This window comes from Sulfurimonas sp. (assembly GCF_018698455.1).
Lineage (GTDB): Bacteria > Campylobacterota > Campylobacteria > Campylobacterales > Sulfurimonadaceae > Sulfurimonas.
Genome location: NZ_JABIOQ010000023.1, coordinates 1 through 11,295, shown reverse-complemented (window position 1 = coordinate 11,295; position 11,295 = coordinate 1). Strand labels below are relative to the sequence as shown.

13 protein-coding genes are annotated in these 11,295 nt (G+C 33.8%); 1 reads left to right on the top strand and 12 read right to left on the bottom strand.

Going from position 1 to position 11,295, the window contains the following annotated elements; all coding sequences use genetic code 11:
• Positions 1-21 precede the first annotated feature (21 nt).
• A complete protein-coding gene (locus HOG88_RS03420; RefSeq protein ID WP_295003206.1) occupies positions 22-1,656 on the bottom strand; it encodes a phage/plasmid primase, P4 family in 1,635 nt (544 codons plus the stop codon).
• A complete protein-coding gene (locus HOG88_RS03415) occupies positions 1,640-1,822 on the bottom strand; it encodes a hypothetical protein (protein WP_295003205.1) in 183 nt (60 codons plus the stop codon). The genes HOG88_RS03420 and HOG88_RS03415 overlap by 17 nt, the downstream gene beginning before the upstream one ends.
• A 74-nt stretch (positions 1,823-1,896) precedes the next feature.
• Between HOG88_RS03415 and HOG88_RS03410 the strand changes: the two genes are divergently transcribed.
• Positions 1,897-3,123 (top strand): hypothetical protein, encoded by a 1,227-nt coding sequence (locus tag HOG88_RS03410; RefSeq protein ID WP_295003204.1) that lies wholly within the window; start codon positions 1,897-1,899, stop codon positions 3,121-3,123.
• 4 nt (positions 3,124-3,127) lie between these two features.
• On the opposite strand, the gene dgt is transcribed toward HOG88_RS03410, so the two are convergent.
• From dgt to HOG88_RS11890, 10 genes are all read right to left on the bottom strand, one after another.
• On the bottom strand, positions 3,128-4,570 hold the full coding sequence (gene dgt, locus HOG88_RS03405) for a dGTPase (protein ID WP_295003203.1): 1,443 nt from the start codon (positions 4,568-4,570) through the stop codon (positions 3,128-3,130).
• The gene (locus HOG88_RS03400) at positions 4,567-6,048 is read right to left on the bottom strand and encodes a DUF2779 domain-containing protein (protein WP_295003201.1); all 1,482 of its coding nucleotides are present in this window, start codon (positions 6,046-6,048) and stop codon (positions 4,567-4,569) included. Before HOG88_RS03400 ends, dgt begins: the two co-directional genes overlap by 4 nt.
• A 9-nt stretch (positions 6,049-6,057) precedes the next feature.
• Positions 6,058-6,399 carry a type II toxin-antitoxin system HicB family antitoxin gene (locus HOG88_RS03395; protein ID WP_295003198.1) on the bottom strand — a complete coding sequence of 114 codons (342 nt, stop codon included), beginning with the start codon at positions 6,397-6,399 and terminating at the stop codon, positions 6,058-6,060.
• Positions 6,392-6,646 (bottom strand): type II toxin-antitoxin system HicA family toxin, encoded by a 255-nt coding sequence (locus HOG88_RS03390; protein ID WP_295003195.1) that lies wholly within the window; start codon positions 6,644-6,646, stop codon positions 6,392-6,394. The genes HOG88_RS03395 and HOG88_RS03390 overlap by 8 nt, the downstream gene beginning before the upstream one ends.
• A gap of 165 nt (positions 6,647-6,811) precedes the next feature.
• Positions 6,812-7,927, bottom strand: coding sequence for a hypothetical protein (locus HOG88_RS03385; protein ID WP_295003193.1), 1,116 nt, complete (start codon positions 7,925-7,927; stop codon positions 6,812-6,814).
• 10 nt (positions 7,928-7,937) lie between these two features.
• Complete coding sequence (locus HOG88_RS03380; protein ID WP_295003190.1) at positions 7,938-9,191, bottom strand: type II toxin-antitoxin system HipA family toxin; 1,254 nt, start codon at positions 9,189-9,191, stop codon at positions 7,938-7,940.
• A gap of 10 nt (positions 9,192-9,201) precedes the next feature.
• Entirely contained in the window at positions 9,202-9,477 is a 276-nt protein-coding gene (locus HOG88_RS03375; RefSeq protein WP_295003186.1) for a hypothetical protein, read from the bottom strand.
• Between the two features lie 99 nt (positions 9,478-9,576).
• On the bottom strand, positions 9,577-9,735 hold the full coding sequence (locus HOG88_RS03370; protein WP_295003184.1) for a hypothetical protein: 159 nt from the start codon (positions 9,733-9,735) through the stop codon (positions 9,577-9,579).
• A 493-nt stretch (positions 9,736-10,228) separates the two neighbouring features.
• Positions 10,229-11,152 carry a hypothetical protein gene (locus tag HOG88_RS03365; RefSeq protein ID WP_295003181.1) on the bottom strand — a complete coding sequence of 308 codons (924 nt, stop codon included), beginning with the start codon at positions 11,150-11,152 and terminating at the stop codon, positions 10,229-10,231.
• Between the two features lie 7 nt (positions 11,153-11,159).
• The gene (locus HOG88_RS11890) at positions 11,160-11,273 is read right to left on the bottom strand and encodes a helix-turn-helix domain-containing protein (RefSeq protein WP_367234477.1); all 114 of its coding nucleotides are present in this window, start codon (positions 11,271-11,273) and stop codon (positions 11,160-11,162) included.
• Positions 11,274-11,295: the final 22 nt, after the last annotated feature.

Sequence of the window (11,295 nt, the reverse complement as noted above, 5' to 3'; positions counted from 1 at the left end):
TATGACACTACATGGAACATTTTATTGGGTTACTTTAGCAATAAGAAAACCACGCTCACCACCGGAACGATATTGCTCAAAACCTAAGTGTTTAAGCTCTTTAGAAAAGTTTATTTTGTTTAATGCTCTCATGCCACTGCCTGCACAATATTCTCTGTAAATATTGTATATGGCTTTATTAGGTATACGATAGTCTTTATCATATTTACGACCATCAACAAAGCACTCATCTTCTATCATCATCGCAACACTATTACTCTCTTTTTTGTAAGTATCAAGAGCCTCTTCAGATGCAGCACATTCACTAAACTTTTTATTTTTAAGTATTCTATTTAAGCCTTCAATCGCCCAATTTAAAACTCCTGGAAGTTCATTAGCTATTATCTTGATATGAAGTTCAGGATCTTTTTCATCTTCAGTTATAGTCTCATCATAAGGAACTATAAGAAAACGTCTGAAATAAGCTTCTGTATTTTCTACATTGGAAGGAAGCTTATTCGCGTTAAATATAAACTTACAGTTGTTACGCAAATCAAATGAAGTTTTATACTTTTCACGTGCAGCAACTGGCTCACCAGATACTAATCGTTTAAATATATCAATCTCCATGTTAGCAGCACTTATCTCTGAACCATAGTTCACAAGCTTATCTTTTAGTTTTGCTCGGCTATCATTCCCACTATCGTTGTTTACAAGGTCACCGAGAGATTTAGTTGCAATATTATGTTCCCCAAGCATTGCAGATGTTATTTCATACTGAACAGACTTACCATTTTGGCCATTACCTTTTAAAACCATTGCTTTTTCTAACTTGAGATTTTTAGTGAAAATGTACCCATGAAACTCTTGTAAGACAATTTGACTACTTGTATCTGGTAGGACTCTGTTAAGATAGCGTGTAAAAAGAGGTGCTGTAGCAGTTGGATCATACTCAAATCCTAAGCAGTATGTGATAAAATCTTCTTTTCTGTGTTCTCGTAAAACTCCACCGTTCTCAGTTACCTCATATGTACCATTAAGCAAGTTTATCAATACTTTTGATTTATCAACCTCTGGACTTGGTAAGTATGAAGATGTCAGAAATTGCTTAAAAGCTGCAACTTCAAAGCCAGAAGTCATAGCATCTGCTGGAGAGTAGTAACCCATTTTTATTGCTGCTTTAGCTATAAAATTTTTCATTACAGAATCTTCAATTCTTACCCAATATGTTCCATTGTAAAGATATAACATGTTATCTTGCTGAGCCAACGACCAGCCAAACTTTTCACCAGCAATTCTCAACTCTTCAATAACAGCTACAATGTATAAATTTCTGGGAACTTTCAATGGATCTATAACACTTGTTTCGACGCCATTTTCGTCCACTACCTTCTTCTGGTACTTATTTAAATCATCGCCAATTTTCTCTGTTAAAGTTGCAATCAAATCAACTTCACTAAGAGAATCCAACATGTATGCTATTAGTTCTAGAGGATTGGTAACCTTATTGAACTTTTTACCTAAAAGCATATTATTGGCTGGTCTATTTTCTTGAGTTATTGTATAATTCTCATTAGAAATATTTTCTATAGTCCCCACTACTGGTATCTCATTTCCACCAAGAGCTAATTTTTCCTTAGCTCCTTGGATATCTTCTACTTTAAGTCCTAAACCCATTTTTTATCTCCTGGATAAGTTTATTTTTTATCTCTTGTACATCAGCAATTTGGTTACAGAAATCTCTAAAATCGTAACCTTTTTCCAACTCTGTACCAAGTACTTTTTCAAAGTCAATTATCACAATACCTAGGGATGTAGAAAAAAAATCTTCAATTGCAGGCACTATTCTTTTAAAGCTATCATCGTTGTCTTGTAGGATTACGAGTACTTTATTTTGAGTAAGTTGCTTTAACTCTTGTGGCAGGTGATGAAGAGCTTAAAGAGTACAGTTATGAAATGCTTGACACAATGGCACTTCGTGGTCTATATGACCACATAGATGGTGGATTCTTTCGATACAGTGTTGATGCAGCTTGGGAAATTCCTCATTTTGAAAAAATGCTTTATTCTCAGTCTGAACTCATTAGTGTATATACAAAAGCATATATTTATAGCAATAAAAAACTATATAAAGATGTTGTTGTTGAGACTATAGACATGTTAAATAAAAGATATAAAAAAGATGACCTTTTTTATGGAGCAAGTGATGCTGACACTAACCATATAGAAGGTGAGTACTTTACTTTCACCTCAAAAGAGATTGCAAAAACAGGCTTCGCGTTTGATGAAAATTTTGAAGGAAAAATCCATCTAAATGTCTATGGAGATGAAAGACCAAATGGCTACTATAAACTCCGTGAAAAACTCTCAAAAGTACGTGCTACAAAAGAGTACCCATTTATTGACAAGAAAATAAACACAGCATGGAACTCACTAGCCATAGAAGCACTATATAATGCGGCCTATATAGATAAAAAGTATGCACTTCAAGCAGAGTTACATTTGTCCAAACTAGAAGAGTTGATGTTTTATAGAGGAGAGTTGTACCATCAAACTATCTTAGGTTTACAGCCAAAACAAAAAGGTTTACTAGAAGACTATAGCTTTTATATATCTGCTTTGATTAGTGGGTATGAGTATAACTATGATGAAAGAAAACTTGACTTTGCAGAGTATCTTTTGGCTAAGGCAAAGAGTAAGTTTTATAAAAAAGGAACTTGGTACCTTTCAGATGATAGCATGAAAATAAAAGCAGGGAGTAAAGATAAGTACTATACATCGGCACTCTCAAAAATGTTACAAAACATTGCCAAACTAGCCTCGCTCAAAGCTTCTTTTACTTATGAAAAACTACTTGTGAAATCACTAGACAACCTAAAGTCAGAACTCCAAGAAAAACAAGCAGATGCACCAGCTTTAGCAACTGCCTACTTAATGCAAAAACTAAACATAGCCACACTTAAAAGTCAAAAAAGTAACCTACAAGATGGATATAAACAAATAAAAGCCATAAAGTACCCATATACTTTGACTAAAAGTGCTAAGTACAATGACTATCTCTCATGTACTATTAGAAGATGCTTTTCAAAAGAGAAGACTCTACAAGCTGCTATAAACGCGATAGATTCTGACATAAGAAAATAAGTCTTTATTTCATCGCTGTTAACATCTGGTACTCATGTAAAGCATAATCATCCGTCATACCGCTTACATAGTCTATGAGCAGTCGTACTCTGTAGTACCACTCCATGATTACATACTCTTCTTCTAAGTCTTTATCAAGGTTTTTAACATCGTTTTGGTATGCCACTATCTGTTTTGAAGAAACTCTTTTTATAAGTCTCATAGATATAAAGCACCCTATTCTCTCGTCTTTTAACAATGTCTCGAAGTCTTTGTGACTTAACTCTAAAAGTGGTTTGTAGATGTCTAAAAGTCCATTTACAATGGAGTAACCTTGTAACTCTAACTCTTGCACTTCTAAGTTTTGGTAGATGTACTTGCTAGATATCTTTTCTAAGATTTTAATAGCTTTGTAGTACTTACTCTCTTTGTCATAATCGAGTAATGCAGAGTTAAAACTTCCATCAAAAATTGCCTCATGATTTTCTACATAGATGCCAACAACATGACGAACTAAAGCACCAACGATGGAAGTCCGAAAGATAGTAAAGAACATACTAAACTGGTAGGCTTCTTCATTCTGCTGAGCCTTTTCATACCTGCTTTGCATAAGCTCTAGAAGATATGTCTCGCCCTCTTTCTCGCATTCGGTTTTTATGAGACTATATACTTTTTCTAAAGAGAGAATGCCCTTCTCCACAGAATCTTCCAAGTCGGCAGTAAGGTACGAGATGTCATCGGCAGCTTCCATGATGTAAGTCAGCGGAAACCTATGCCCATGCTCTACTCCTAAAGTGTCTTGTAGCTTCTCAATAAAATCTTTTTCACTGTAGTAAAACCCAGGCTTCTTTTTTAAGTAGTCTAAGTCGCCCTCTTTGGGTTTGTCTTCATAAGCACCTCTTGTGTACTTTAACACCGAAAGGACTTGAGTATATGAAAGGTTGAGTCTTTGTAGTTTCGTTATAACTCTGATGGCTTGAGCATTACCGTCATAGTTTGTTATGTCTTTAGCCACTATCTCTTTTAGCTCTTTACTTTTAGCAGAACTCCCTTCAAACGACTCTAACATCTCAATGGCGTTTACTTGTACCCACTTGTTTATAGTCTGTTCTGCGAAATGCCCAAAAGGAGGGTTTCCTATGTCATGAAGTAGACTCGTCATCTCAGATGTTGAGACGAAAGCATTTTCCATGTCTTCTAGTCCATAGGAACTAAGCCCCTCTTGTTTAAGTTCAGTAAGAATGCTCTTTGAGATGTAACGAGCGCTCTGAGCAACTTCTAAAGAGTGAGTGAGTCTCGTTCTTATGGAAGCATTTAACTCTAGTGCAAACACTTGTGTTCGCTTTTGAAGTCGTCTAAACGCAGGAGCAGACAGTATACGACCTCTATCGCTCTCAACCGAACCATCTAAGTTTTCTATCGCGTTTAACTCTCTATCTGTAGTTATCTTCGTACTGTAATCAATCATTCACTAACCTCTCTTAGTTTTTTCAACACTTCTACCATCGCCAAGGTGTCGAGTTTACAGTAAGCCAAAAGCGACTCTCTAAGCTTCTTTTTTTCTTGCGCCTCTAGTTTTGACATCGTAGCATATGCACTCATAGCATCACTTCCGTTTTGCACACCATCTAACTCAGCATAAGCATCGCTCATTGCGGGAACAAGTGCGGGCAATACGTACTTTATGGAGTAACTGCCATTCATACTTGGTGTGACATAACTCTTTTTGGCAAAAGGTACCATAAGATCTTTAATGTTTGCACTAATGCCAAGGAGAGTTTCACTCAACGCAGGGTACCGCAATGCCAACTTTTCTATAACACCCTTCTCAAAACTCATGTTGTAAGCTAAAACCGTTACGTTCGTCGGTATGTCTTCGCAAAGTCTGCGAACGAGTACTTCTCTTGGGTCTATGCCATCTTCTGCTAAAAACTCTTTATGCTCAAGTGTTCCATCTTCGTGTTCTATGTGAAGTGAATACTGAAAAGGAATCTGCATGAATGGTTTTATACCTTTGAACTGAGGCACAGCTTGCTGGAACGTCTCAAAATCTAAATGATAGATTGGATAAGTCAAAGTATCGACAAACGCAGCAATGGCTTTCTTTTCTATATGCACAGCGTTTGACTTGTAGTTTTGTACCGCTTGTGCTTGTTTTTGAGTCATGGTAAAGTCTTCTGGAATGTCTTGTATGTTTACAATTCCCATCTCGTACAACTCTAACTGTTTTTTACTTCCAAGGTTGAAAATGTTAAACACCGAGTAGTCAGGTATGTCTCTTTGAACTTTGAAACAGTAGTCTTTGGCATCACACTCGTAAGGCTTGTTACAGTGTTTGCCTATGTCTATGTCTGGTTCTCTTTCTTTGTCACTTAGAGACTCTTCAAACTCTGCTAAAACGCGAGGAACACCATCTACTAAAGGTGAGGCTTCTTCAGTGACGTCGACTACACTAAAAAGCTCTTCGAGCGAGAGTGCTTCATCTCTAACATAAGTGTTGTTTATATGTACGACATAAGAGTGAGATACATTAAAGCCAAGCTTTTGTAAAACATAACTCTGTATGGAAACGTCATGCAGATATATGTCTTTAACCGAAGTGGAACTCTTCACTTCGTAAATGCAAACACCATCCGCTTTTACTTCTAAAACATCCACCATAACTAAAATGCCATCATAAGCAAAAGTCGCCTCGTAAATGTACCTAACTCCAGAGTCAAGATACTCCTGTGTTTGGGCCATCATCGAGTCGTAGTCTCTACTAAACGCGATCTCTTTGCCATCAGGAAAAAGCTCACAAGCCAAGTCACCAACGACATTACCAGTTTCAAACACGGCCAAAGCCGCTGCATTTGGAGGAGTGAGAACAGAAGGCTTATACTTTTTAAGCCAAAGTAATTTTTGGCATTGGATGCCTTTGGTGTATAGGGATTTTGAGAGGTTCATCTACAATTGCTAGTGAGTTGAGAAAACTCTACTCGCTAGAGTTTGTTGTATGAAGGCATTGAGCGACATACCAGACTTTAGCGCTTCTTTATATATTTTTTTATGTAGTTTTGGGTCTATTCTGACATTAAAAACACCTTTGTACACTTTTTGCGGTTCTCTACCAAGCTCTTTACATGTTTGAAGGTACCCATCTACGGCGTTATGAAAGTTTTTTTCAAGGTCATTGGCGTTGTCAGACTCAAAAGTAACTAAATCGTCTATCATCTCTAGTTTTCCAAAGAAACATTTATCTTCACTAGAGTACTCTATACTCCCGATGTAACCTTTGTATTCTATAGTGTTAGCCATCACAAACCTCCCTCAGTTTTTCTTGAATCTGCTTAATGAGATATATTTTTAAAATATTGCCCGGGTGTGGTTTATGTAAGTTTATCAAACTATCTTTTTCTCTGTTGAAAAACTTTACGGCAGAGCCATTCCCCTCTATTTTTACATATCCGTACGTTACAAGAAGAGTTTCTAACTCACTAAAAGTTAAATCTTTTTTTATAGGCATATGTAAAAATCTTTGAAGCAGTTTATCTTTTCTACTCATAACGATATGATACCATTTTTTAGTTGCAAAATCAATATTATCTTTTTTATATTATTTCATAAAAATAAAGTAACCTAGGAAAATATTACAATTTGAAAGAATTTTTTAGAAAAGTGGAAATTCACTCACAGGGGTATAAATTGGGGTGTAAATTTGAAAAAAAGTTTACAAGATGCTTTTTGATACTATATTTTTAGCTTTTTTTAAAGATGTAATTTCTTTTGAGTCTATTTTAGAGATTAGTTCTTCATACTTTTTTGCATCTTTATTCACCAAAAGAAAACATAGTTTTGCTAAAGAAGTCGTCTCTTTAATACTGTTGAAAAAGAGTTTTTCTTGTGAGTTCTGTGGTTTTTTTTTCTTTAATTTAATTTTTGCCATCAAGAAACCAACTAAAAAGATTAATGGGAAATACAAGAACTCTTTTTTATAGAATAAATATTTTTTTTCTTTTATATCAAGTAGGTCTTCTTTTTTGTACACAGACTTCTCTACACTAACATTTACTCCATCAACTGTAAGTACCTTTAATTTACCACTTTTTACATCAAAGTACTCGATGGCTACTTCAGGTATGACAAATGATTTTTCACTCACAAAGGCAAACTTCTGGCTCCAAACACCTTTTTCTCCACCTTGGGATAAGTCAGTCTTTAAAACCACCCCTTGGGTAAATACCTTCACACCATCGATAATATAACTAACAGGAGCTATATTAAAGAAGTTTCCAACTCCCTGTATCTCTATCTCCAAATGATAAGGCTGGTATGCGTTAAGCTTAGGTATATCTTGTTTGACCTCTAAAGCAAACTCGCCAACTAGTTTTGAGGGAGTCTCTTTAATATTTATGGAGAGAGCTAACTGTTTCATAGGAACTGAGATAAACGATGCACGTACAGAATCATCATAATGTCCCTTGGTTGTTGACTCTATTGATTCTTGTGTCGTCTTTTTCATAGCTATGTCAAAATCAAAAGAGATTGGGCCTTCTCTTTTTACATATGCCATATACTCATAAGTGTTGACTCTTTTGGAGTTTTTTATTGCTTGGCTCTCTTTTAGAAGCTTTATAGTAAAGTCTTCATTATCTTGTACTGGATTAAAGTCTATGGTATAAAGCTCAGTAGCATCACTAAACTCACATACATAGTTGAGAAAAATTGCTTCATTTACATAGGCTGTTTTTTTATCTGCTTGTGCACTCCATTTATATGTGGAGGCACTTAAGTCAAGTAGTATAACTACTAAAAAAACAACTATGCTAGTAAGGCTTTTTCTCATCAGTAGTCTTTTATTTAGCATTTTTTTTTATATGACTAGTTGATTGCAGTATATCTTTATACCAGTTTTTCATATTGTACTGTATGCAAAGTTCAAGAAGATAAGTATGTTTTGCATCTATCATTGTATCTATGATTTCCTCTGCTCCATTAAGCCCAAACTCTTGACCTATATTTATAATGTCCTTTCTGGTTAAACTGTATCCATCTATATAGTTAAACATCATTTGATGTTTTGTATTAGTAGAAAAAGTTAAGTCATATGCAGGGGATCCTCTCCATTTTCCATCACTATCCATTAAGTAAGAAAAATTTCTCGTATGGTCATCTTTATTCCCAAATATCCAATTAAATATCATTGTTTTAAAGAATTGTATTTTATCCTGATGGGGTATATTGAGATTATCCCCAAGTCTAAACAAATTTGTATAATCAAAAGTTGTTTCTGCTGGATTTTGGTGCATTAATCCGGACAAGGAGTGCATATGGTATCGTTTTAATTCTGAGTTCTCAAGTGATATATCAAATCGTTCAACAACGAAATGAGAATGTCCATCTAATTCCACTAAGTGTGTATTAGGCATTTTAATTCCAACTCTTTTTGCAACTAAAGAATATAAGTATTCTGCTTTTGTCTGAGAATAAATCTCTTTACTTGAAATACTATTTAAATTACTTTTATAAAGTAAATTGTCAAACTTTACAATTGAATGTTTGTATCCATCAGGAAGTGACTTATACTTTTGTGATACAAACATTTTCTCGTTATTAGGATTATAGCCCACAATTGCTTTTGGTCTAGCTCCAGAAGCGGCTGAGTTTGATATCGCTATAACTTCTTTAATAGAGAAGTCTGCTTCACCTCTAAGAGCTGCTTTAGTTTCGCTGTATAGCTCTGTAGCGTCAAGTATTAGATTACTTCTTTTTTCTTTTATGTCTAGCCCAGGCTCAAAACTAAGAGCACCCATTGTATTTTCACCGAGAAATTGTAAGGTTTCTAGATAACTAGGTGTATATTTAAAGTGTTTCATGAAAAATTCATCAAGAAATTCTTTTCCATATACACCAGGTAGAGAATCATTAATCAATCCTGGTAATCCTCTTTGATAAGCTAGATGTGAAAACTCATATGTTTTTCCTTTTGTTGGCATCTTAATAGGCGAGAAATTTTGTTTACAATCTGGAGCAAAAGAAAAATAGCTAATCCCATCAACTTCTTTTAGTTTAGCTACCCTTTCTCCCCATGCTTTTACTGTTATTTCCATCCTTTATTCCTTACCATTGTATAACTTCTTTTTTTTTGGCAAATAGTTCTATAATTTCTTCGAGATTTTCAAGACCCCTTGCAACAGAAATCAATCCTGTAAAAGAAATCAGTCCTGTTCTTTCAAACCTTGCATATGTTTCTTCAGGCATTCCAATATGTTGAGCAAATATCTTTTGAGAGCTGAACTGTTTTTTACGAACAGTTTTAACACGCTTGCCAATTACTTTAGCTATTTCATTAGATGTCATAAACTCATAGTTGTTTATATTTGATAACTTGTTCACTGCAATTCCTTTAAAATAAAAACTCCGTAATATATTAAAGAATTATAGCATAAATATAGATAATTCTATAATATATTACGGATATTTTATATTTAACTTTTAAGCAGCATCAAGCCCAAACTCAACTTTAAAGTGAGTAGCTTTAACCTCTGGAACTAGAGCATTGTTTTGTTTATGAAGTTCTACTATGCCATATCTTTGTAATGTTTTCAGTGTTCTAGAGAGATTAGATTTAGCAGCTTTTTTCAGGGGTTGCATTTTTGGCTTTTCCTTTTTAAAGTGGAGATTCATTCACTGGGGTGTAGCTCTAGAATATTTATCAGTTGTTCAGCTATCATTTCTGGCTCTTTTAGATTTGATTTAGAAGTAGAATTATACTCTTAAACCCCTATTAATAGGATTTTATTGAGAATGAATATAGAAAATATATTTACACCTTCATATCTTTCACTATTTTGTATAGAGTTATGAGTTTAATTGCTCTGTAGTATGTGGTTTTGGTTTTATTATGCTATTTGTTGATTAATATTAGGTGCGAAAGTTAAGATTTATAGTTACTATTGAGTTAGAAATACCTCCAAAAGATCCTCCATATGAAGAAGATGATAGTGTTTTAAAAGGAATAGTTAATTCCACACCATTTTTAATCTTATAATTATTGGCAAACACTCGTAAAATAGCAGCTTGTTGTGTTGGTAATTTATATTTATTTATATATGTATCTATTGTTATGTTTATATCCTTTAGTATTTTATAATTCTATATTTATTGGTAAAGCTGAATAAGCTTCACTTGTAGTGCTTAAAAAGTTCTTAATCTTTTGCCTATATATTTTTCCATCTCTAGTTTTGTAAAGAATATCCACAAAATCATTTTGCATAATACGAATATTTGGAAACCCAAATGAAATAACCTCTTTACTTAATGAAGTTCCACAATCAGTTATAAGGCTCCCGCATCTTTCTATATAACTGTAACCTATATTTTGTCTTTTTGGAATCTTCATAATTGCCTTAACAACATAAGTACCTCTTGTTGTTAATATCATTACCGACTCTAGATCTTTTTTAGAAAATATTCTAAATTCTGTAAACTTAACAGGATCTATAATTGTTCTACCTTTTCCATCATCAAATTTTGTATCTACTTTATATTCAATATCTATTATTTTTTTTGTTTGATAAAACATTTCTGTTGCATCTGTAAAATTTGTTGCATTCCAAAGCTTCTTTTTTATATCCTTATCATTACTAGCCTTTGTAGTGATTAATGGGCTTATAGGATTACTTGTTAGTTTTGGATATCTATTACTTCCTATTTGTTTTCTTCTAATTTTTACAAAGTAATGTTCTATTTTCCTATTCTCAGTAATAATAAATTCAACTTCTGAGATGCTTTTGTTATCTAAGGCATAAAAATATAATAGATTCGAGGAAGATTGTTTATTATTTGTCGACACATTGTAAATAATTTCATCACCTAATTTCACAATAATTTTTCTAAAATCATAATATTTGGGATTTTTGTATGCTTCCTTATTTCGTAAGAAAGCTACAACCTTTAACACACCATTTTTATGTTCCTTTACTTTAAACCTATATTGTTTTAAAGAATTATCTGCTACCAAATCTGTTATTAATACAATAACGAATAAAATTAAAATTGACTTTTTCATATTAAAACTACACCCCTGTGAATGAATCTCCACTTTTTACAACTTTGCTAATCAAAGATTTAGAAAGATTGAGATAACTTGCGATACTCGCTTGTGAGTATCCATCTAAATGTGCATTCATTATAGCGATGTTTCTATCTTGT

Bases quoted from the DNA above. Each gene is read 5' to 3' on its own strand.
- HOG88_RS03400 (WP_295003201.1), bottom strand. From the start codon at position 6,048: ATGAACCTCTCAAAATCCCTATACACCAAAGGCATCCAATGCCAAAAA.
- HOG88_RS11890 (WP_367234477.1), bottom strand. From the start codon at position 11,273: ATGAATGCACATTTAGATGGATACTCACAAGCGAGTATCGCAAGTTAT.
- HOG88_RS03385 (WP_295003193.1), bottom strand. From the start codon at position 7,927: ATGAGAAAAAGCCTTACTAGCATAGTTGTTTTTTTAGTAGTTATACTA.
- HOG88_RS03370 (WP_295003184.1), bottom strand. From the start codon at position 9,735: ATGCAACCCCTGAAAAAAGCTGCTAAATCTAATCTCTCTAGAACACTG.
- HOG88_RS03420 (WP_295003206.1), bottom strand. From the start codon at position 1,656: ATGGGTTTAGGACTTAAAGTAGAAGATATCCAAGGAGCTAAGGAAAAA.
- HOG88_RS03395 (WP_295003198.1), bottom strand. From the start codon at position 6,399: ATGGCTAACACTATAGAATACAAAGGTTACATCGGGAGTATAGAGTAC.
- dgt (WP_295003203.1), bottom strand. From the start codon at position 4,570: ATGATTGATTACAGTACGAAGATAACTACAGATAGAGAGTTAAACGCG.
- HOG88_RS03380 (WP_295003190.1), bottom strand. From the start codon at position 9,191: ATGGAAATAACAGTAAAAGCATGGGGAGAAAGGGTAGCTAAACTAAAA.
- HOG88_RS03365 (WP_295003181.1), bottom strand. From the start codon at position 11,152: ATGAAAAAGTCAATTTTAATTTTATTCGTTATTGTATTAATAACAGAT.
- HOG88_RS03390 (WP_295003195.1), bottom strand. From the start codon at position 6,646: ATGAGTAGAAAAGATAAACTGCTTCAAAGATTTTTACATATGCCTATA.